Raw genomic sequence first — 21282 nt, forward strand, 5'->3', positions numbered from 1 at the left:
CATAGAAAAAAAGCTGAGGGACTAACCTTCAGCTTTTTATGTGTACCACTTGAATACAATTTCTTTCTTAGCTGTCGCTATTATAGTTAATTTATGAGATATTTTCAAATCAATTTACAAATTCTTAATAAGCAAGATCCGTAGTAAAAAATTCAAAATTCTATTTTTTTCTTACAAGAAAATTCCACATGGAACTTACAGATGTGCTAGGCTCTATTCTTGATAATTCTGTAAAATATGCCAATCCTTTGCTAGAAAGTTGATTAGTCATAGAAAGATTAGAAAGCTTACTTTTTAGTTCATATATACATCTGTTTATATCTTCGTTATTGCTTAATTGTTTTAAGTACGTCTCAAATACTGCTTTTTCAGTAGAATTAATTTCTTTATCTGAAACAATTTGATTAAGAAACAATAAAATTTTATCTTTTCTTGTTCTCATTTCCTAAGCCCCCATTAAATGCTTAAATGCTGGATTATAGTATGGAATTGGATATGTTGACGAATGTGTAACTGTACCTTCTATTACAGTGTGTACAAGATGACCAATAGTACTTGTTGTCTTCAAAGTACGCCATTCACCAGTTACATTGTTTCTATAAAAACTGAATGGATCAATAGTGTACTTATATATCCATTTTCCCTTTTTTTTCTTTTTCTTCTTTGTTTTAGCTTTAGTTTTAGCTTGGGTTGTTCTTACTTTTAACAACATTTGATTTTGGCTATGTGAACTAGTAGCGTATGTTTGTTCTCCTCTATTTTTTAATTCTTGATTCAGCAACTTAGCTAAATTTTGAGTTTGAGTATCAGAGGAAAAATTGTATGTACCACCATGAACTAATTTTCTTTTTTTGAGTTCTTCATTCAGTGATATACCATTTTTAGAAGCGGAAGCTTCTAAGCTATCCAAAAGAGCAGAAACACATTTCTTATTTGATACTGCAGAATCTTCAGCGTGAATATTTGTTATTCCAGCGCTGGTAAAAATCAATAAACTTGCAACAAATAATGTAAATAACTTTTTCATTTATTTTCTCTTTCTTTTTACAAAAAGAATAGTACAACAAATCGTAAAAAATGTTAAGAAGGATAATGAATTAATGTATTAATAAGAAAAGTTTGCATAATCTTTAATATGATGATAATCTATTAGAAACAACAGGGGAGCTTGTAAGGCAGGCTGAGAACGAGAGTAAAAAAGAGCTCGGACCCATAACCTGATTTGGATAATGCCAACGTAGGGATATCATTGTGCGAGAGTTTTTTTGCGTATAAGCAGATATATCAGAGTTGGTATATCTGCTTTTTTGTTGGAAGAATAAGGAGAAAAAAGATGCTGGGGGAATATTTAAACAAGGTCAGAAAGAATGTACCACTAGTCCATAACATTACCAATTATGTCACAGTAAATGATGTTGCCAATGTATTGCTTGCATGTGGTGCTAGTCCGATTATGGCTGATGAAGCTGAAGAGGTAGAAGATATTACATCCATCTGTGGTGGCCTTAATATCAACATTGGTACATTAAACAAAAGAAGCATTCAATCAATGCTTCTTGCAGGAAAGAAATCTAATGAATTACATCATGTCGTTTTATTAGATCCAGTTGGTGCTGGTGCTTCCGCACTGCGTACCAACACGGCGTTGAATTTATTGAAAGAAATCAAATTCGATGTAATCAGAGGAAATATTTCAGAAATCAAGACATTGGCACTGGGAAGTGGAACGACCAAGGGTGTCGATGCAGACATAGCCGATGTCATTACAGAAGACAATCTTGATGAAGCTATATCATTTGTAAAATCATTTGCAAAAAAGACAGGTGCTATTATTGCGATTACCGGTGCCATTGATCTAGTAAGTGATGAAGAAAGATGTTTTGTCATAAGAAATGGTCGTAAAGAAATGAGCAGAATCACCGGTACAGGATGTCAGTTATCAGGTATGATGACCGCATTTCTTATCGCCAATAAGAATCCTTTAGAAGCAGCAGTGGCTTCAGTTTGTATGATGGGATTAGCTGGTGAAATAGCCTGGAATCATATGCAAGAAGGAGATGGTAATGCGACATATCGTAATCGTATTATTGATGCCATCTTTAATATGGATGAAGAGACTTTAAATAAAGGAGTTAAATACGATGTACGATGAATTATTGCTTTATGGGGTAACGGATCGTCATTGGTTAAATGGAAGACGCCTTTATGATGATGTGAAAGAAAGTCTAGATGGTGGAGTTACCTTTATTCAATTAAGAGAAAAGACTTTAGATGAAGAGACGTTTCTATTAGAAGCTAAAGAGATTAAGTCATTATGTGAAGCGTATCATGTGCCCTTTGTGATTAATGATAACGTGGATATTGCCAAAAAAATAAATGCGGATGGTGTACATGTTGGACAAGATGATATGAACGTAGAAGATGTACGTCGTATTTTAGGAGAAGAAAAAATCATTGGAGTATCTGCTTCAAGTGTTGAAGAGGCATTATGTGCTGAAAAAGGTGGTGCTGATTATCTAGGAGTAGGTGCTGTATTTCCTACAAGTTCAAAAGATGATGCATCAGATGTTTCTTTTGAAATATTAAAAGAGATATGTGAGGCGGTATCTATCCCCGTCATTGCGATTGGTGGTATTAGTAAAGAAAATGTTCATAAGCTTTCTGGCACCGGTATTGTCGGTATTGCGGTCATTAGTGCTATCTTTGGTAAAGAAGATATTAAACAGGCAGCCATTGATCTTAAGAAAGAAACAAGAAAGGCACTTTATGATTAAGGGAGCTATTTTTGATATTGATGGTGTGATTCTAGATTCAATGGAAATGTGGAATGATCTAGGAAAACGTTATTTAAGTTCTATGGGGATAGAAGCTGAAAAAGGTCTTAATGATATCTTGTTTTCTATGAGTATGGAAGAAGGAGCAAGGTATCTTAGTGAACATTATCATGTAGAAAAAAGCAGTGTTGAGATTGTAGAAGATATCAAGAATATGATTGAGAACTTCTATGTTAATGAAGTTCATGAAAAAGATGGTGCTAAAGAGCTTTTAGCATTTATTAAGAAACAAGGTATCAAGATTGTAGCAGCTACAAGCAGTGATAGTGTTCAAGTTGAAAAAGCTTTAAGAAGAAATGGTCTATATGAATATTTTGAAAAAATATTTACGACTAGTGAAATAGGAAAAAGCAAGCATTCTTCAGATATTTATGATGAAGCTGCACGTTATCTTCATGTTTTACAAGAAGAAACATTGGTTTTTGAAGATTCTCTTTATGCATTAAAGACAGCGAGGGAAGCTGGTTATATTGTGATAGCTGTCTTTGATCAATATGGAGAAAAGAACCAGTATGAATTAAAAATGATGGCTGATTATTATCTGGAAGATTACTCAGCTTTTAAAAGCGGTAAGTTGGGGGCACCACTTCCTATCGCTTTATAAAATAAATGCGAAGAAAGAAGGAATAATCATGAAAAAAGCATTAACAATCGCTGGAAGTGATTCTAGTGGAGGCGCCGGCATTCAGGCAGATTTAAAGACGATGACTATGAATGGTGTATATGCTATGTCTGCCATTACAGCATTGACTGCACAAAATACAACGGGGGTAAGTGGAATTATGGAGGTCACACCAGAATTTCTTTCTTTAGAGTTGGATGCAGTCTTTACTGATATTTATCCTGATGCTGTTAAGACAGGAATGGTTTCATCAAGTGAACTGATTCATACGATTGTTAACTCATTAAAGAAGTATCATGCTAAAAACATAGTAGTAGATCCAGTAATGGTCGCTACAAGTGGAGCTAAGCTTATTAGTGATGATGCAATTGAAACATTAAAAAAGGAGTTATTACCTATTGCCACAGTAATTACACCTAATATTCCTGAAGCTGAAGTTTTATCTGGTATTAAGATTAACAATGAAGAAGATATGATTACAGCAGCAAGAATCATCTATGAGAAATATGGCTGTAATGTGCTTTGTAAAGGAGGGCATCAAATTAATGATGCAAATGATCTTCTTTATCGTGATGGTAGTTATATATGGTTTAAAGGGAAGAGAATTAACAATAACAACACACATGGAACAGGGTGTACATTATCTAGTGCTATTGCCTCATTTTTAGCTAGAGAAGAAAGCTTAGATGAGGCAGTCAAACATGCTAAAGACTATATTTCTAAAGCATTAGAAGCACAGCTTGATCTAGGAAAAGGAAGTGGGCCATTGGCTCATAATTATGTACTATTTGAAGGGGAATAAAGATGAAACAGAAATTTGATGGATATGCTAAAAAGTATGATGAATGGTTCATGAAGAATGAAAACTTATTTATGAGTGAATTAAAACTATTCAAGAAAGCATTAGGTGATATTGAAAACAAGAGAATCCTCTCAGTAGGATGTGGTAGTGGCTTATTTGAAAGCTATATTGATTCTCGTCATATTGAAGGTATTGAACCTTCAAAAGATATGGGAGAGATTGCGAAAAAAAGGGGAGTCAATGTGATCAAATATGGTCTTATTGAAGATGTAGATCTTCCTGATGAACATTATGATATTATCTATTTCAATGGTAGTTCTAGCTATATGGAAGATCTTCTTCCTATTTATAAGAAATGTAGACAGGCATTAAAGAAGAATGGAAAGCTCATTCTTCTTGATGTACCTAAAGAAAGTGCATTTGGATTTATGTATCTTCTTGGAAAAAGCTTAAATACATATGATCATGATTATCTTAATGGTGTAATGCCAGCTTTACCTTATCCATTAGCGTTAGCTTCATCGGGAGTATGGCATTCTACTGAAGAGAAAATTAATGTGTTAAAAAGCATTAATTTTAATGATTTTCAATATTTACAAACATTAATTCGCAATCCATTGTATACTAATGAAGAAGTTGAAGATGTTCAGGAAGGGTATAAGAGTGGTGGATATGTCGCAATCATTGCGAAGAAGTGATAATTTAAAGTTTACTGATCTTCTTTTTAAGAGAGTATCAGTGCTTTGGGATAAAGAAGTAAATAATGATTTTATTGTTCAAATGGCTAAAGGCGTCTTAGATATAGAGCGTTTTAAGAACTACTTGATGCAAGATTATTTCTATTTATTAGATTATTTGGATATTTTAAAGAAACTAAAGAATATGTGTGTACATGAGAGCTTGACTAATCATTTAGATAAGATGATCAATGAAACGATGCATGAAACATATTCTGTACATGTTCCTTATATGAACAGAGTAGGTATTACTCAAAATGAGATTTTTAATTGTAAGATTGAACTGGTCATTAAAGATTATATTTCTTACATTAAATCAGTCATTGAAGAACATACTATGTTAGGAGGCGTTATTGCGCTTCTTCAATGTTCATGGGGATATGCCTATGTTAGCGAAAAGGCATGGAAACTTTATGGGAATGATGAACATTCTGTTTATAAGGACTGGTTTGATGCTTATTCTATGGGATCATATATTGATGCTAATCAGGATTGGATCGATCTTATCAATGAGATGACGAGATATCTTGATACAGATCAAGCAGAAATTCTTTGCGATATTTTTGTGAAGTGTGCTCAATTCGAAAATCAATTTTGGAATGTATTATAAAGAATGCCAAATGGAGTTATTCCATTTGACATTTTCAGGCCGACGACAAAATGTCCATTTTGTCAACAGCCTGAAGCATAGTTGATTTTAAATCAACTATGCTTTTTCTTTTTATTATTAAATAATATTGGCTATAATTGAAATAAAGAGGATGGAACAGTTATGGAGAAGAATAGATTAGAAGCATTTAGCGATGGTGTTTTAGCAATTATTATTACTATCATGATATTAGAAATGAAACAGCCAGTAAGTGATCGTTTTAGCGATTTTATTGCATTAGGACCAACATTATCTGCTTATATGCTTAGTTTTATTTTTATTGCGATCTACTGGGTTAATCATCATCAGATTTTTAGAAAAGCAAGAAGAATCAATATCAAGATTCTCTGGTGTAATATAATCTGGCTATTCGTCATGTCTTTTATACCATTTGCGACTGCTTGGGTAGGTACCTATCCAACATCATTAGCACCAGTTTCTATTTACTTCACAGATATGTTGCTGACGAGTGTTGCTTTTCATCTTTTATACTATTTTATAATTCATGAAAATGGTGAACACTTCAAATTAAGTAAAAGAAATGCAATCAGTTTACTGGTCTATCTTTTAGCATCACTATTTGGTGGTTTTTATCCACTTGTTTCTTTTGTCATTGTCGCAATCATAACATGCTGGTGGATTATGCCAGAAAAGATTGTGATTGAGGAAAAGAATAATTGTAATTAGAAAAGGAAGATGTTCGCATCTTCCTTTTAGATATTTTTATTTACATATTCTACAATAGCATCACATACATATTGAGCAGTGCCTTCTCCAAATTGATCAAGTTGTTCTTTGAATTCTTCATTTTGTACATAGTTATACCCTATATCCTTGAAGGTACTGACTGGACAATCAAATGAGTACTTACAAAGATGATCATGTAATCTCTTTGCTAGAGCGATATTTTCAATTGAATCAGCTTCTAACTGATGAGATTTATTATCAGCGAATGCAAAGAAGATTTCATTAAAACCGGCAGTTAATTCTTGTTCTTTACCTTTTTGTTTTTCAATAGCACTTTCAATAACAGCTTTTCCATACATATCAATGGCAGCCTGTCTGTACTTTTGATTATCTTGGAAAATTAAACCTTTAAACTTTTCTTTTGTTGGCATAGTAATTCTCCTTTCTTGTGACTCGATAGTCTTTTCTAATGTGTCAATTAATGTTAGGATTCTTTGTTTTTCTTCTTTCATAAGTATCAGTTGTCTTTTTAGATGAGGAAGAATTTCACTTTCATCTTGTTTAAGTAATCCCTTGATTTCTTTTAATGTAAAACCAAGATATTTGTAGAACAATATGGTCTGAAGATAGGACAGATCTTCTTCAGTATAATATCTATATCCATGTTCATTTTTACGAGGAGAAAGTAATCCAATCTCATCATAATGATGTAACGTGCGCACCGATACACCGCTTATTTCACTGACTTTCTTTATTAAGTACATGTACATCCCTCCTAACACTTTTGAGTATAGACTATCACGTTATGTGATATGCAATATTTTTATTAAATTTATTTGTTAAATATATTGATGTTATCATGGTTTTTAATGATTAAACAAGATGTAATATTAAGCTTTCTTTTATATGAAATCACTAAAATTAACGAATTTGCGGTAAATAGCTAAAACAAAATTAACGAATTTGCAGTAAATGGGTAAAATAAAATCAACGAATTTGCGAAGGATGGTGAAAAAGTATGTTCAAGAGAAAAATATATGACAGTTTACTCGATTGGAAAAAGACTTCAGGGGGTAAAACAGCGTTACTAGTTGAAGGTCCTAGACGTGTTGGTAAATCCACTGTTATTGAGAAATATAATTATAAGCCTAATTCTAAGAATTTACATAAATGAGTGGATATTAACTTAGGTTTTTCAAATATTGAGAACGCATACAATTAGCCGTTTATAAAATATCAAAATGTGATATAATCAAAACAAATGGGAGGTGTCTATCGTGCCAAGAAAAAAAGCATCAAAGAAAAAGACAAACGTTGAAAAGAAAACTGTAGCTGAAACTAAGACAGTTTCTGCTAAAGCGAATGAAACAAAAGTTGAACTTAAAGAAGTTAAAGATAAATTAGATACAAAAAAAGAAGAAAAAGTAGTTAAGAAAGCTGCTGCTAAGAAAACTGTGAAAGAAACAAAAGCAGAAGAAAAGCCAGCTAAAAAAGCTGCTGTTAAAACTGTGAAAGAAACAAAAGCAGAAGAAAAGCCAGCTAAAAAAGCTGCTGTTAAGACTGTGAAAGAAACAAAAGCAGAAGAAAAGCCAGCTAAAAAAGCTGCTGCTAAGACTGTGAAAGAAACAAAAGCAGAAGAAAAGCCAGCCAAGAAAGCTGCTGCTAAGAAGACTGTAAAGGAAACAAAGGCAGAAGAAAAGCCAGCCAAGAAAGCTGCTGCTAAGAAGACTGTAAAAGAAACAAAGGCAGAAGAAAAGCCAGCTAAGAAAGCTGCTGCTAAGGAAACTGTAAAGGAAACAAAAGCAGAAGAAAAGCCAGCCAAGAAAGCTGCTGCTAAGAAGGCTGTAAAGGAAACAAAGGCAGAAGAAAAGCCAGCTAAGAAAGCTGCTGCTAAGAAGACTGTAAAGGAAACAAAAGCAGAAGAAAAGTCAGCCAAGAAAGCTGCTGCTAAGAAGACTGTAAAGGAAACAAAGGCAGAAGAAAAGCCAGCTAAAAAGGCTGTAAAAGAAACTAAAAAAGAAGAAAAACCAGTAGTTGAAGAAGTTAAGGTGGAACCAGTTATGGAAGAATATCATGAAGAACTTCCTCAGCCAAGAAGAAGTGTGGCATTTATTGGATCTGAATGTTATCCATTTGTGAAGACTGGTGGTTTAGGAGATGTTATGTATGCATTACCTAAAGCACTTGCTAAACAGAACTGTGATGTAAAGGTTATTCTACCTAGATATGCATGTATTCCAGAAGAATATCAGAATAAGATGATCTATAGAGGATCATTTGATATGGATTTATGTGCTGATGGTAAATCATACTATGTTGGTATTATGGAATATGTATGGGATGGAGTTGTCTATGATTTCATTGATAACCAGGAATTCTTTACTGAAGGTAATCCATATACTAACTTAGTAGATGATATTCCTAAGTTCTGTTACTTTGGAAAAGCTGCTTTAGCTGCATTAAACTATATGAATTGGACTCCTGATGTTATTCATTGTCATGATTGGCAGGCAGGTCTTGTACCAATTTATTTAAGAGAAATGTTTAATGATACACCATTATCACGTTCTAAGGTTGTAATGACTATTCATAACTTAAGATTCCAGGGTGTCTATAACATTGAAACATTCAAATATTGGACTAATTTACCAGATTATGTCTTCAATAAGGATACATTAACTGTTAAGTGGTTGGATGCTAATATGTTAAAAGGTGGTTTAACATATGCTAATGCAATTACTACAGTATCAAATACTTACGCAGGAGAAATTCAGACTGAATTCTATGGTGAAGGATTAGATGCACATCTTAGATATCATTCAGGTAAATTAAGAGGTATTGTTAATGGTATTGATTATGATATCTGGAACAGTGCTACTGATGATAAACTTGCAAGTAAGTATGATATTACGAATGTATTGGATAAGAAGAAAGAAAACAAGCGTGCTTTACAGGAAGAGCTTGGTCTTGAACAAGATGATCACAAGTTTGTGATTGGCTTGATTTCTAGATTAACTGATCAAAAAGGATTGGATCTAGTTAATGAAATCATTCCTCAGGTAATGGATGAACATACACAGGTTGTTATCTTAGGAACTGGAGATCCTGCATATGAAGATTCATTCAGATATTATGAAAATGCTTATAAAGGAAACTTATGTTCAAATATCATGTATGATGAATCAAGAGCACACCGCATCTATGCCGGTGCTGATGCATTATTAGTGCCATCACAGTTTGAACCATGTGGATTAACTCAGTTAATCGCTATGCACTATGGTACAGTGCCTATCGTAAGAGAAACTGGTGGATTAAAAGATACAGTTGAACCTTATGATGTAAACTATAACTCAGGTAATGGATTCACATTTGATCGTTATGAATCAGGATTATTGCTTGATGCTATTAATAGAGCTAAAACATTCTATTTCACAAATAGATGGTGCTTTGATGAAATGGTTCAGAGAAATATGGCAAAAGATGTTTCTTGGGAAAATTCTGCAAAGCAGTATAGAGAGTTATATGTTGAATTAACTAAATAACAAAAGAACTGATGTCAGCTATGCTGATATCAGTTCTTTTTTGTTTATAAAGCAATAAAAAAACCCGTAGGGGAACGGGTTTTTTTATTTTAAATAAATTAAAGGGAAGGGAAATTTTATGTTTGTATTTGTCGACTTCTCTATCGACAAGTACATAATACTTAATGAATGTGAAGTGAATATGAACAAAAGAATTAATTTCATTTAGGTACTTTCCTTGACGTGATACTCATCCATGATAAAATTGGACTTGTAAAGGAGTGGTTCAGAAATGAAAATTGCGATGGCAAATGATCATGCTGGTACACGCATGAAAAATGAAGTAAAGAAACTACTAGAAGATATGGGACATGAAGTATTAGACTTTGGTACATTTGATGAAGAATCATGTGACCTTTCTGACTTTGTATATCCTGCTGCTCTTGCGGTAGCTAAAGGTGGATGCGAGAGAGGTATCTTTGTCGATGGTGTTGGCTATGGTAGTGCTCTTATTGCCAATAAGATAAATGGCGTTTACGCAGCAGTATGCCAGGATCCATTCTGTGCAAAGCTAGCACGTGAACATACTGATTCCAATGTTCTTTGTATTGGTGCAAAGATTATCGGAGATATGATGGCAAGTGAAATTGTTAAAACTTGGATGACAACTGATGCTCTTACTGAAGAAAAGTATACAAGAAGAGTTCAGAAGGTTAAGGATATCAACGACAAACATTGTGTAAAGATTAAATAGAGGCTGTGAAGAATATTCTTCACAACCTCTTTTTTGTTCATAATAAATAGTTGTCGTATTAAAGTGTGATAATGAAATATAGAGGAAGAAGTATCATTAAGAGTAATATGAAACTCACCACTAACAATTCAATTCTTCCTTTTATTTCACCTTTCTTGTTGTATTCTTCAATGATGGAGAAAATCCATCTTACAAGTGAAACTAGAAAGAATGTTAATAATACAATGTTAAGGATTGAATCTACTAATTGGTTATTATTGATCATTGTAGCTATCATTGTTAATACAATAAGGGAATAAAAAGCTTTATCAAATAGGGATGCTTCTATGATTTTTTTCAAAGTTTCTTCCTCCTTAAGTACATTTACCAATGCTATAACATGTTTATAGATCTGTATCGATGAAGATAGGATAATGATCAGACATTGAATCAAGTTCATGTATAGACAAATCATAGAAGTGATTGACACTCTTTTCTGTAGAGAAGATGTGATCTCTCATTGGGGTGTGTTGTCTTCTGCCTTTTCCATGATGATATTCAGTAGTGTTATAACGGGCATCCGTTAGTGCTGAGGATAAGTAATCATAAATTTCACTGGCATCACCGAATCGTTCTTTTCCAAGTCTTTCTTTAGCATTGAAGTCTCCGCCAATGTATATTGGACATTGATACTTTTTAAGTTCTGATACAAGCTTTATAAGTTCTTTAGCTTGGGATTTCATGATCTTGAGATCTTTGTTCATTGTTCTTGGGAAGATGAGACTTAGATGTGTGCTTATGACTATAAATGTTTTATGGGTGGACTTATCTTCAAATATGGCGTATGTCATACGTCTTGTTTGAGGGATGAGCCCTTTTTTAAAACGAATACTCTTGCTAAAACGTAAAATGAAACGATCAGAGTCATAGATGAGATTTGTCATTCTTACAGAAATATAAGAGCGTAAAGGCTGAACAATACGATAACGCTTAGGCAGATGCCTTGATAAAATACAAAACCACGACATACACATCTCCTGTACGCATAAGACATCGGGGGATGTCTTATCAACGAGTGAGAGAAAAAGTGAAGCGCGAGGCTTGACTGGGCGACCGCCCCAAGCCTTATAGCGTACAAGAAGATTGGTAGACATGATGCGTAGTTGTGATGTTTTTTTGATATTAGGAAGATCGTGATTTATTAGTCTTATATGTGAACGTATGAAATAATTTAGTAAGTAAAAAGTTATCATAAATACACCTCAAAATTAATTTTAAACAATTAGAAATACAAAAGCAAAAAAATTTCTAATTGTTTATTGTTATGAAAACACATATAATAAACAAATAGAGGAGGGAATATTTGTGAAGTTATTAAAATCGTTTATTGTTGCTTTAGCATTACTTACTGCAGTTACTGTAGTATTGCCTAATCAGGTTGTTAATGTAGAAGCAAAGACTTCAATGAAAAGAACAATTTATGTGGGACAGACATTGAAGCTTTATGTTATTGGTGTTAAAAAGAAGAAAGTAAAATGGAGATCTACTAACAAGAAAGTAGCTAAAGTCTCTAAAAAAGGGAAAGTAAAAGGTTTAAGACCTGGTAAAGCTACTATTATTGCTAAGGTTGGTAAGAGATCATTAAAATGTAAGCTTACTGTTAAGAAGAGAAAACCAACAGTTACAGCTGGACAGAGAAATGCGTTAGCAAGAGCTAAATACGTTCTTCAGAATTATCCAGTATCAAGAGAATTATTAAGGGATCAGCTTGTTGCAGATAAATATAATTCACAAGAAATTCAGTATGCATTAGATCATTGTGGTGCTAACTGGAATGAACAGGCATACAAGTGCGCTCAGTTCTACGTGAATAGATACACATTATCTAAAGAACAGTTGATCGAATGTCTTGTAAGAGTTAAATTTACTCGTGAACAAGCTATTTATGGCGCAAATAGAGCTTATAAATAAGATATGGAACATTGTTTCATATCTTTTTTTATACACATATATTGTGAATCAAAAATGATAATTCACAATATATGTGATAAACTGTTTATATTGTTTATTGGGAAATTTATTTTAAGGAGAAAGCTTATGGGAAGAACAATGAAGTCAGTTTTTATTTCATTGATATTATTAATGATGTTTACTTGTAATGTAGAAGCAGCTTCAATTAGGTTAAGTAGAAAGAAACTTTCAATAAAAGTAGGACAGACTGTTACATTAAAAGTAAGAGGTGCTAAAAAGAAGAAAGTGAAGTGGAAGTTAACAAATAAGAATATTGTTAAACTTAATAATAAAGGTAAAATAACAGGAATAAAGGTAGGGAAGACAACTGTTATTGCAAGAATTGGGAAGAAATCATTAAGATGTCAGGTGAGTGTAAGAAAGATAGCTTCAAAAATGACAGCAGCTCAAAGATATGCAATAGAAAGTGCTAAAAGTTATTTAAGTTTTATGGCTTTTTCAAAAGAAGGATTAAAGAGTCAGCTTCGTTATGAGAAGTATAGTGAAAAGGATGCTCAGTATGCAGTAGATCATTGTGGAGCTGATTGGTATGAACAGGCTTATAAATGTGCTAAGGGCTACATGGAAGATAATAGTCTATCTAGAAGTGAATTGATTGATCAGCTTATATATGAAGGATACAGTCCTGAACAGGCCATCTATGGTGTGAATAGAGTTCTATGGTGTGAATAGAGTTTTTAGGTAAAATGGAAACATTTTACCTTTTTATATAGAAAAATGAATAGAGAATTTGAAAGATATATATTTGACTATACTTACTAAAAAAGATACTATATTATCAATAGTATATATAGGAAAATTGGAGGGTATTATGAAGAGATTTATTAAATCATTTATGATCGCATTGGCATTAATAACTGCAGTTACTGTAGTGTTGCCTAATCAGGTTGTTAATGTAGAAGCAAAGACTTCAATGAAAAGAACAATTTATGTGGGACAGACATTGAAGCTTTATGTTATTGGTGCAAAGAAGAAAAAAGTAAAATGGAGATCTAGTAACAAGAAAGTAGCTAAGGTTTCTAAAAAAGGGAAAGTAAAAGGTTTAAGACCTGGTAAAGCTACTATTATTGCTAAGGTTGGTAAGAGATCATTAAAATGTAAGCTTACAGTTAAGAAAAGACCTGCTGGAAGTAATCTATCAGCAGGACAGAGAAATGCTTTAGCAAGAGCCAAAAGCTATTTAGATTTAATGGCTTTCTCAAAGCAGGGATTAAAAGATCAACTTGTATTTGATGGATTTAGTAATAGCGATGCTCAGTTTGCAGTAGACCACTGCGGTGCAAACTGGTATGAACAGGCAGCAAGATCGGCAAGAGAATATGCTAAATATGCGTATTCTAGAAATGATCTGATTGAACAATTGGTTTATATTAAATTTACTAATGATCAGGCTGTCTATGGTGTAAATAGACTTTAATATGAAAAGACTGAAACACAGTATGTGATTCAGTCTTTTTTATATTCACATTAATTGTGAATATAAAAACAGTAATCACCTCATATGTGCATGAGTATGCTGAGAGCATACCAAATTGTGAATAAGAATAACTATAATAATTAGTATCTAAGGAGGACGTATTATGAAGGAAACAATAAGCAGATTTTTGGTTATTTTAGCTACTGTAATGGCATTAACTGTTCCAGTAAATGCTGCCACAATGAAGCTTAATAAGAAGAAAGCTACAATTTATGTAGGACAAGCACTTACATTAAAAGTAAAAGGGAAAAAGAAGAAAGTTAAGTGGAAATCTACTAATAAGAAAGTAGCTAAAGTTAATAAAAAAGGTAAAGTTACTGGTTTAAAGGCTGGTAAAGCTACTATTATTGCGAAGGTTGGTAAGAAATCTTTAAAATGTAAGGTTACTGTTAAGAAAGTAGCAAAAAAAAGATTAACTTCGGGTCAAAGAAATGCGTTAGGGAAAGCTAAAAGTTATTTATCTTTGATGGCTTTTTCAAAGGAAGGTCTAAAAAAACAGTTACTCTTTGAAAAATTTAGAGAAGCAGATGCACAATATGCAGTAGATCATTGTGGTGCTAATTGGTATGAACAAGCTTATAAAAGTGCAAAGAGTTATTTGTCATTTATGTCATTTTCTGAAGATGAATTAATTAACCAATTGGAGTTTGATGGATTTACATATGATCAAGCTGTCTATGGTGCTGATAGAGCCTATGCTTAATTTAATCACTCTTAAGGGAGTGATTTTTTTATTCACATTTATTGTGAAAATAAAAAAATATAGAAACGTTATTCACAGAAAGTGTGAATGACATTTCTATATCAACAATAATGTGTGAATGGTTAAGGTGAAATTATTGTAAAATTTTTGTATATATCTTTGTTTAGTACATATAAAAAAGAAAAAGGATTATAATTATAAAGAAAAAGCATCACCGAAGTGATGCACGTCATCTAAATGACAACTGGATAACCAGCATTTAAGCATAAGCTTTATTTTAACTCGTTGTGTTATTTTGAACAGACCAAAACTTTAGTTTTAGGTCACTATTAGAATAATTTATTGTGGGGAGGATGTCAAGATATGAGTCAAAATAATAATAAAATTTATAATATTGGATTAGATATTGGAGATGCATCTGTAGGATGGGCTGTAGTAGATGAGCATTATAATCTATTAAAAAGACATGGGAAACATATGTGGGGCTCACGTTTATTTACACAGGCGAATACAGCTGTAGAAAGAAGATCAAGTCGTTCTACAAGAAGACGTTACAATAAGAGAAGAGAACGTATTAGATTGTTAAGAGAAATTATGGAGGATATGGTATTGGATGTGGATCCAACATTCTTCATTAGACTTGCAAATGTATCATTTCTTGATCAGGAAGATAAGAAAGATTATCTAAAAGAAAATTATCATTCAAATTACAATTTGTTTATAGATAAAGATTTTAATGATAAGACTTACTATGATAAATATCCTACTATTTATCATTTAAGAAAACACTTATGTGAATCAAAAGAGAAAGAAGATCCAAGATTAATTTATCTTGCTTTACATCATATTGTGAAATATAGAGGAAATTTCTTATATGAAGGCCAGAAGTTCTCTATGGATGTTTCTAATATTGAAGATAAGATGATTGATGTTTTGAGACAATTTAATGAAATTAATCTGTTTGAATATGTAGAAGATAGAAAGAAAATTGATGAAGTACTTAATGTATTGAAGGAACCACTATCAAAGAAACATAAAGCTGAGAAAGCATTTGCGTTGTTTGATACTACTAAAGATAATAAAGCTGCTTATAAAGAACTTTGTGCTGCTTTGGCAGGAAATAAATTTAATGTTACAAAAATGTTAAAGGAAGCAGAGTTACATGATGAGGATGAAAAGGATATTTCATTTAAATTCAGTGATGCCACTTTTGATGATGCCTTTGTAGAAAAACAACCATTATTAGGTGATTGTGTAGAATTCATTGATTTATTACATGATATCTATAGTTGGGTAGAGTTACAAAATATACTAGGTTCAGCACACACATCTGAACCATCTATTTCTGCAGCTATGATACAGAGATATGAGGATCACAAGAATGATTTAAAGTTATTAAAAGATGTTATCCGTAAGTATTTACCTAAGAAATATTTTGAAGTCTTTAGAGATGAAAAGAGTAAGAAGAATAACTATTGTAACTACATTAATCATCCATCAAAGACACCGGTAGATGAATTCTACAAGTATATTAAGAAACTGATTGAGAAGATTGATGATCCTGATGTAAAGACAATTCTTAATAAGATTGAATTAGAATCTTTCATGTTAAAACAAAATTCACGTACAAATGGTGCTGTTCCTTATCAGATGCAGCTGGATGAATTAAATAAAATCTTAGAGAATCAATCAGTTTATTACTCTGATTTAAAAGATAATGAAGATAAGATTAGATCTATTCTTACTTTTAGAATTCCTTATTATTTTGGTCCACTTAATATAACTAAAGACAGACAATTTGATTGGATTATTAAAAAAGAAGGAAAAGAAAATGAAAGAATTCTCCCTTGGAATGCGAATGAAATAGTAGATGTAGATAAGACTGCTGATGAATTTATTAAAAGAATGAGAAACTTCTGTACATACTTCCCTGATGAACCAGTTATGGCAAAGAATTCTTTAACAGTTAGTAAGTATGAAGTTCTTAATGAAATTAATAAACTAAGAATTAATGATCATCTTATTAAACGTGATATGAAAGATAAGATGCTACATACATTATTTATGGATCATAAATCTATTTCAGCTAATGCAATGAAGAAATGGTTAGTTAAGAATCAGTATTTTAGTAATACGGATGATATTAAAATTGAAGGTTTCCAAAAAGAAAATGCTTGTTCTACATCATTAACTCCATGGATCGATTTCACTAAGATTTTTGGAAAAATAAATGAATCTAACTATGATTTCATTGAAAAGATTATTTATGATGTAACTGTATTTGAAGATAAGAAAATCTTGAGAAGAAGATTAAAAAAAGAATATGACTTAGATGAAGAAAAGATTAAGAAGATTCTTAAATTAAAATATAGTGGATGGTCAAGATTATCTAAGAAATTGTTATCAGGAATCAAGACAAAATATAAAGATAGTACAAGAACACCAGAAACAGTTTTAGAAGTAATGGAACGCACAAATATGAATTTGATGCAGGTTATCAATGATGAGAAACTTGGCTTCAAGAAGACTATTGATGATGCAAACAGTACAAGTGTATCTGGTAAATTCAGCTATGCTGAAGTTCAGGAGTTAGCAGGTTCACCTGCCATTAAGAGAGGTATTTGGCAAGCCTTATTGATTGTAGATGAAATTAAGAAGATTATGAAACATGAGCCTGCTCATGTGTATATTGAATTTGCAAGAAATGAAGATGAAAAAGAAAGAAAAGATTCATTTGTTAATCAGATGTTGAAGCTTTATAAAGATTATGATTTTGAAGATGAAACAGAGAAAGAAGCAAATAAACATCTTAAAGGTGAAGATGCAAAATCTAAGATAAGATCGGAAAGATTAAAGCTTTATTATACTCAGATGGGGAAATGTATGTATACAGGTAAATCATTGGATATTGATAGATTAGATACATATCAAGTGGATCATATTGTACCTCAGTCTTTATTAAAGGATGATAGTATTGATAATAAGGTTTTAGTATTATCAAGTGAAAATCAAAGAAAATTAGATGATTTGGTTATTCCTTCAAGTATAAGAAATAAGATGTATGGATTCTGGGAAAAATTATTTAATAATAAGATTATAAGTCCTAAGAAGTTCTATTCATTAATTAAGACAGAATTTAATGAAAAGGATCAAGAACGTTTTATTAATAGACAGATTGTAGAGACAAGACAGATTACTAAACATGTTGCTCAGATTATTGATAATCATTATGAGAATACAAAAGTTGTTACAGTAAGAGCTGATTTATCTCATCAATTTAGAGAACGTTATCATATCTATAAGAATAGAGATATTAATGATTTCCATCATGCACATGATGCATATATTGCGACAATTCTAGGAACTTATATTGGTCATAGATTTGAATCATTGGATGCTAAATATATTTATGGTGAGTATAAGAGAATATTTAGAAATCAGAAGAATAAGGGTAAAGAAATGAAGAAAAACAATGATGGATTTATCCTTAATAGTATGAGAAATATCTATGCAGATAAGGATACAGGAGAAATCGTTTGGGATCCTAATTATATTGATAGAATTAAGAAGTGTTTCTATTATAAAGATTGTTTTGTGACAAAGAAGTTAGAAGAAAATAATGGTACATTCTTTAATGTTACGGTTTTACCTAATGATACTAATTCAGATAAAGACAATACATTGGCTACTGTACCTGTTAATAAGTATCGTAGTAATGTGAATAAATATGGTGGTTTTAGTGGTGTAAATTCATTTATTGTTGCAATTAAGGGTAAAAAGAAGAAGGGTAAGAAGGTAATAGAGGTTAATAAGCTTACTGGTATACCTCTAATGTATAAGAATGCAGATGAAGAAATAAAGATTAACTATCTTAAGCAAGCAGAAGACTTAGAAGAAGTACAAATTGGTAAAGAAATTCTAAAGAATCAGCTTATTGAGAAAGATGGTGGATTATATTATATTGTTGCGCCTACTGAAATTATTAATGCAAAACAATTAATATTAAATGAATCACAGACTAAATTAGTTTGTGAGATATATAAAGCAATGAAATATAAGAATTACGATAATCTTGATAGTGAGAAGATAATTGATTTGTATAGATTGCTAATTAACAAGATGGAACTATATTATCCGGAATATAGAAAACAATTAGTAAAGAAATTCGAAGATAGATATGAACAATTAAAAGTGATTTCTATTGAAGAAAAGTGTAATATAATTAAACAAATTTTAGCTACTTTGCATTGTAATTCTTCTATTGGAAAAATAATGTATTCTGACTTTAAAATTAGTACGACGATAGGACGTTTAAATGGTAGAACAATTTCATTAGATGATATTTCCTTCATCGCAGAGTCTCCGACAGGAATGTATTCAAAGAAATATAAGTTATGAGCTGGAGAATAGTAGTTATTGATAGTAAAGCAAAATTAACATATAAGAATGATTATTTGGTTGTACGAAATGACAATATCCGTAGAATTCATTTATCTGAGATAAATACGGTTATTGTCAACAGTACAGCCGTTGTGATTACTTCTTATTTGATTAATGAGCTAATCAAAAGAAAAATAAAAATTATATTTTGTGATGAAACAAGAAGTCCTGCAGGAGAAATTATGCCATATTATGGATGTCATAATTCAAGTAAGAGAATAAATGAACAGCTGTATTGGGATAAGGAATTTGCGGTTGATGTATGGACAAGAATTATTAAAGAGAAGATTCATAATCAATCAATTATTCTAAAGCATTATGGTGAAAAGAATGCAGATAAGTTAGATGTTTATATAGAAGAACTTCAACGCAATGATGAAACAAATAGAGAAGGTCATGCAGCTAAAGTATATTTTGATACATTATTTGGAATGTCATTTAAAAGAGATGATGGCAGTGATTTAAATGCAGCACTCAATTATGGATATACAGTTCTTCTGTCACAATTTAATAGAGATATTGTTGCTTATGGTTATCTTACTCAACTAGGAATAAAACATCGAAATGAGTTTAACCCATATAATTTATCATCTGATTTAATGGAACCATTTAGACCATTAATAGATAAAATTGTTAGAGATAATATTGATGAAGGATTTGATGGAGCTATGAAAATAAAACTTATAGATGTATTAAATCAACAGGTTGTAATTAATAGAAGTAAACAGTATGTATCTAATGCCATAGCTATATATGTAAAGAGTGTATTTCAGGCAATCAAGAAGCATAATCTCAATGAGTTAAAATTCATTGAGTATGAGCTATAGATATATGAGAATAATTGTATTGTTTGATTTACCTTCAACGACATATATAGATCAAAAGGCATATAGGACATTTCACAAGTTTTTAGTAAATGATGGCTTTGTAATGATGCAAGAGAGTGTTTATTGTAAACTTGCTTTGAATATGTCAGTAGTTAATGGTGTAAAAGCAAGACTAAAGGCACATGCACCCAAGAAAGGTGATGTGGAGATACTAGTTATAACGGAAAAACAATTTTCTAAGATTGAATATCTTGTAGGTGAAAAGCAAAGCATCATTGAAGATTCAGAAGAAAGAATGATTATATTATGATATTACGTATAGCTGGATTTGAGAATGATATCATCTTTGATGATTGTACGAATACAAGATTGATTATTGAAGATCATAAATTATTTTCTAAGATTTTATTTCTACTAAATGGTATTGTAAATAATAAATTAAAGACTAATGAAATACTTCTTCTTAATGATAAAGAAGACTACGTTCTTCCTTCAGAGATGGATGTAATCATTAATCCTACTAATATTAATCTTAATTCTAAAACAATGCTTACATCTCTTTATAAATATATTGAGAAGTTAATTCTACATGATGAAGATAAAGATTTTAGTTATAAGAGATATATAGAAAAGATTAATGGATTATTAGTAGATGAACTATATAATTTGAATCTTGATTTTGAATACAATGATGATTTATTAGTTAATCAGTATTTAAAATCCATTAATGTGAAGTTTACTCAGGAGTCTATTTCTTCTACATTTGATTTATTGATGAATTACTTAGAACTTGTTTCTGAATTGAATCAAGGTATAATTATTGTGTTGTGTAATTGCTTTAATTACTTTGATGATCATCAACTTGAAGAGTTATGTAAATACAAGAATTATAAGCATATTAATATATTATTTATCGAGAATTCTTATAGAAATCTCGTAAACACATACTTTAAGACTTTTATCATTGATAATGATTTCAATGAAGATTTTGTTCAAGATGACTAGCAGTCGTTGAGCGAATAGACTCTAAACCCTAATTTGAGGTTTTAGAGTTGTGTTATTTTGAACAGATACAAAACATTTATTGGTTGTGAACTTAAAGCATCAGGGTTTTAGAGTTGTGTTATTTTGAACAGATACAAAACGTATGTAGTCTTAGATATTCTTTAGAAAGGGTTTTAGAGTTGTGTTATTTTGAACAGATACAAAACATCGCTAA

The 21282-nt window shown here is 31.4% G+C and carries 22 protein-coding genes and 1 riboswitch; of the genes, 17 read left to right on the forward strand and 5 right to left on the reverse strand.

The window, feature by feature from the left end:
* Positions 1-160 precede the first annotated feature (160 nt).
* A complete protein-coding gene (locus tag T513_RS0109860) occupies positions 161-442 on the reverse strand; it encodes a bacteriocin immunity family protein (protein WP_031589951.1) in 282 nt (93 codons plus the stop codon).
* Positions 443-445: 3 nt separating this feature from the next.
* Positions 446-1027, reverse strand: a complete 582-nt coding sequence (locus T513_RS0109865; RefSeq protein ID WP_031589953.1) for a hypothetical protein — start codon at positions 1025-1027, stop codon at positions 446-448.
* Positions 1028-1150: 123 nt separating this feature from the next.
* Positions 1151-1262, forward strand: a riboswitch (TPP riboswitch).
* Positions 1263-1333: 71 nt separating this feature from the next.
* Between T513_RS0109865 and thiM the strand changes: the two genes are divergently transcribed.
* From thiM to T513_RS0109900, 7 genes are all read left to right on the forward strand, one after another.
* Positions 1334-2152, forward strand: coding sequence for a hydroxyethylthiazole kinase (gene thiM / locus T513_RS0109870; protein WP_031589955.1), 819 nt, complete (start codon positions 1334-1336; stop codon positions 2150-2152).
* A complete protein-coding gene (thiE, locus tag T513_RS0109875; protein WP_031589956.1) occupies positions 2142-2774 on the forward strand; it encodes a thiamine phosphate synthase in 633 nt (210 codons plus the stop codon). The genes thiM and thiE overlap by 11 nt, the downstream gene beginning before the upstream one ends.
* Positions 2767-3438, forward strand: coding sequence for an HAD family hydrolase (locus T513_RS0109880; RefSeq protein WP_035877128.1), 672 nt, complete (start codon positions 2767-2769; stop codon positions 3436-3438). Before thiE ends, T513_RS0109880 begins: the two co-directional genes overlap by 8 nt.
* A gap of 28 nt (positions 3439-3466) precedes the next feature.
* Positions 3467-4258 carry a bifunctional hydroxymethylpyrimidine kinase/phosphomethylpyrimidine kinase gene (gene thiD, locus T513_RS0109885; RefSeq protein WP_029073308.1) on the forward strand — a complete coding sequence of 264 codons (792 nt, stop codon included), beginning with the start codon at positions 3467-3469 and terminating at the stop codon, positions 4256-4258.
* 2 nt (positions 4259-4260) lie between these two features.
* Complete coding sequence (locus tag T513_RS0109890; RefSeq protein WP_031589958.1) at positions 4261-4956, forward strand: class I SAM-dependent DNA methyltransferase; 696 nt, start codon at positions 4261-4263, stop codon at positions 4954-4956.
* A complete protein-coding gene (locus tag T513_RS0109895; protein ID WP_056995128.1) occupies positions 4931-5605 on the forward strand; it encodes a TenA family protein in 675 nt (224 codons plus the stop codon). The genes T513_RS0109890 and T513_RS0109895 overlap by 26 nt, the downstream gene beginning before the upstream one ends.
* Before the next feature lie 162 nt (positions 5606-5767).
* Positions 5768-6331: a TMEM175 family protein gene (locus T513_RS0109900; RefSeq protein WP_031589960.1), complete on the forward strand. Its 564-nt coding sequence runs from the start codon at positions 5768-5770 to the stop codon at positions 6329-6331.
* 26 nt (positions 6332-6357) lie between these two features.
* On the opposite strand, the gene T513_RS0109905 is transcribed toward T513_RS0109900, so the two are convergent.
* Positions 6358-7095 carry a MerR family transcriptional regulator gene (locus tag T513_RS0109905; RefSeq protein ID WP_031589961.1) on the reverse strand — a complete coding sequence of 246 codons (738 nt, stop codon included), beginning with the start codon at positions 7093-7095 and terminating at the stop codon, positions 6358-6360.
* A 513-nt stretch (positions 7096-7608) separates the two neighbouring features.
* Between T513_RS0109905 and T513_RS11545 the strand changes: the two genes are divergently transcribed.
* Both T513_RS11545 and T513_RS0109920 read left to right on the forward strand, forming a co-directional pair.
* Entirely contained in the window at positions 7609-9873 is a 2265-nt protein-coding gene (locus T513_RS11545) for a glycogen/starch synthase (protein ID WP_080703151.1), read from the forward strand.
* A 271-nt stretch (positions 9874-10144) separates the two neighbouring features.
* The gene (locus T513_RS0109920) at positions 10145-10606 is read left to right on the forward strand and encodes an RpiB/LacA/LacB family sugar-phosphate isomerase (RefSeq protein WP_029071446.1); all 462 of its coding nucleotides are present in this window, start codon (positions 10145-10147) and stop codon (positions 10604-10606) included.
* Positions 10607-10664: 58 nt separating this feature from the next.
* On the opposite strand, the gene T513_RS0109925 is transcribed toward T513_RS0109920, so the two are convergent.
* Both T513_RS0109925 and T513_RS0109930 read right to left on the reverse strand, forming a co-directional pair.
* On the reverse strand, positions 10665-10946 hold the full coding sequence (locus T513_RS0109925) for a hypothetical protein (RefSeq protein ID WP_031589963.1): 282 nt from the start codon (positions 10944-10946) through the stop codon (positions 10665-10667).
* 43 nt (positions 10947-10989) lie between these two features.
* Positions 10990-11838 carry an endonuclease/exonuclease/phosphatase family protein gene (locus T513_RS0109930; protein ID WP_080703152.1) on the reverse strand — a complete coding sequence of 283 codons (849 nt, stop codon included), beginning with the start codon at positions 11836-11838 and terminating at the stop codon, positions 10990-10992.
* Positions 11839-11950: 112 nt separating this feature from the next.
* Here T513_RS0109930 and T513_RS11815 point away from each other — a divergent pair, with 112 nt between their 5' ends.
* The 8 genes from T513_RS11815 to csn2 all read left to right on the forward strand — a co-directional run bounded on the left by T513_RS11815 (position 11951) and on the right by csn2 (position 21068).
* Entirely contained in the window at positions 11951-12556 is a 606-nt protein-coding gene (locus tag T513_RS11815; RefSeq protein WP_051654434.1) for an Ltp family lipoprotein, read from the forward strand.
* Positions 12557-12682: 126 nt separating this feature from the next.
* On the forward strand, positions 12683-13288 hold the full coding sequence (locus T513_RS11820; RefSeq protein WP_051654435.1) for an Ltp family lipoprotein: 606 nt from the start codon (positions 12683-12685) through the stop codon (positions 13286-13288).
* A gap of 139 nt (positions 13289-13427) precedes the next feature.
* Entirely contained in the window at positions 13428-14033 is a 606-nt protein-coding gene (locus T513_RS11825; protein ID WP_051654436.1) for an Ltp family lipoprotein, read from the forward strand.
* A 163-nt stretch (positions 14034-14196) separates the two neighbouring features.
* Positions 14197-14796: an Ltp family lipoprotein gene (locus tag T513_RS11830; protein WP_051654437.1), complete on the forward strand. Its 600-nt coding sequence runs from the start codon at positions 14197-14199 to the stop codon at positions 14794-14796.
* Positions 14797-15159: 363 nt separating this feature from the next.
* Positions 15160-19194 carry a type II CRISPR RNA-guided endonuclease Cas9 gene (gene cas9 / locus T513_RS0109955; protein ID WP_031589969.1) on the forward strand — a complete coding sequence of 1345 codons (4035 nt, stop codon included), beginning with the start codon at positions 15160-15162 and terminating at the stop codon, positions 19192-19194.
* A complete protein-coding gene (gene cas1 / locus T513_RS0109960; RefSeq protein ID WP_029073317.1) occupies positions 19191-20063 on the forward strand; it encodes a type II CRISPR-associated endonuclease Cas1 in 873 nt (290 codons plus the stop codon). The genes cas9 and cas1 overlap by 4 nt, the downstream gene beginning before the upstream one ends.
* A 4-nt stretch (positions 20064-20067) precedes the next feature.
* Positions 20068-20373, forward strand: coding sequence for a CRISPR-associated endonuclease Cas2 (gene cas2, locus T513_RS0109965; protein ID WP_029073318.1), 306 nt, complete (start codon positions 20068-20070; stop codon positions 20371-20373).
* On the forward strand, positions 20370-21068 hold the full coding sequence (gene csn2 / locus T513_RS0109970; RefSeq protein ID WP_031589970.1) for a type II-A CRISPR-associated protein Csn2: 699 nt from the start codon (positions 20370-20372) through the stop codon (positions 21066-21068). The genes cas2 and csn2 overlap by 4 nt, the downstream gene beginning before the upstream one ends.
* The last annotated feature ends 214 nt before the right edge of the window (positions 21069-21282 follow it).

The organism is Kandleria vitulina DSM 20405 (assembly GCF_000702065.1).
GTDB lineage: Bacteria > Bacillota_I > Bacilli_A > Erysipelotrichales > Coprobacillaceae > Kandleria > Kandleria vitulina.

Coding starts and splice junctions, on each gene's coding strand:
- T513_RS0109860 (WP_031589951.1), bottom strand. CDS start 442: ATGAGAACAAGAAAAGATAAAATTTTATTGTTTCTTAATCAAATTGTT.
- T513_RS0109865 (WP_031589953.1), bottom strand. CDS start 1,027: ATGAAAAAGTTATTTACATTATTTGTTGCAAGTTTATTGATTTTTACC.
- thiM (WP_031589955.1), top strand. CDS start 1,334: ATGCTGGGGGAATATTTAAACAAGGTCAGAAAGAATGTACCACTAGTC.
- thiE (WP_031589956.1), top strand. CDS start 2,142: ATGTACGATGAATTATTGCTTTATGGGGTAACGGATCGTCATTGGTTA.
- T513_RS0109880 (WP_035877128.1), top strand. CDS start 2,767: ATGATTAAGGGAGCTATTTTTGATATTGATGGTGTGATTCTAGATTCA.
- thiD (WP_029073308.1), top strand. CDS start 3,467: ATGAAAAAAGCATTAACAATCGCTGGAAGTGATTCTAGTGGAGGCGCC.
- T513_RS0109890 (WP_031589958.1), top strand. CDS start 4,261: ATGAAACAGAAATTTGATGGATATGCTAAAAAGTATGATGAATGGTTC.
- T513_RS0109895 (WP_056995128.1), top strand. CDS start 4,931: ATGTCGCAATCATTGCGAAGAAGTGATAATTTAAAGTTTACTGATCTT.
- T513_RS0109900 (WP_031589960.1), top strand. CDS start 5,768: ATGGAGAAGAATAGATTAGAAGCATTTAGCGATGGTGTTTTAGCAATT.
- T513_RS0109905 (WP_031589961.1), bottom strand. CDS start 7,095: ATGTACTTAATAAAGAAAGTCAGTGAAATAAGCGGTGTATCGGTGCGC.
- T513_RS0109920 (WP_029071446.1), top strand. CDS start 10,145: ATGAAAATTGCGATGGCAAATGATCATGCTGGTACACGCATGAAAAAT.
- T513_RS0109930 (WP_080703152.1), bottom strand. CDS start 11,838: ATGATAACTTTTTACTTACTAAATTATTTCATACGTTCACATATAAGA.
- T513_RS11820 (WP_051654435.1), top strand. CDS start 12,683: ATGGGAAGAACAATGAAGTCAGTTTTTATTTCATTGATATTATTAATG.
- T513_RS11825 (WP_051654436.1), top strand. CDS start 13,428: ATGAAGAGATTTATTAAATCATTTATGATCGCATTGGCATTAATAACT.
- T513_RS11830 (WP_051654437.1), top strand. CDS start 14,197: ATGAAGGAAACAATAAGCAGATTTTTGGTTATTTTAGCTACTGTAATG.
- cas9 (WP_031589969.1), top strand. CDS start 15,160: ATGAGTCAAAATAATAATAAAATTTATAATATTGGATTAGATATTGGA.
- cas1 (WP_029073317.1), top strand. CDS start 19,191: ATGAGCTGGAGAATAGTAGTTATTGATAGTAAAGCAAAATTAACATAT.
- cas2 (WP_029073318.1), top strand. CDS start 20,068: ATGAGAATAATTGTATTGTTTGATTTACCTTCAACGACATATATAGAT.
- csn2 (WP_031589970.1), top strand. CDS start 20,370: ATGATATTACGTATAGCTGGATTTGAGAATGATATCATCTTTGATGAT.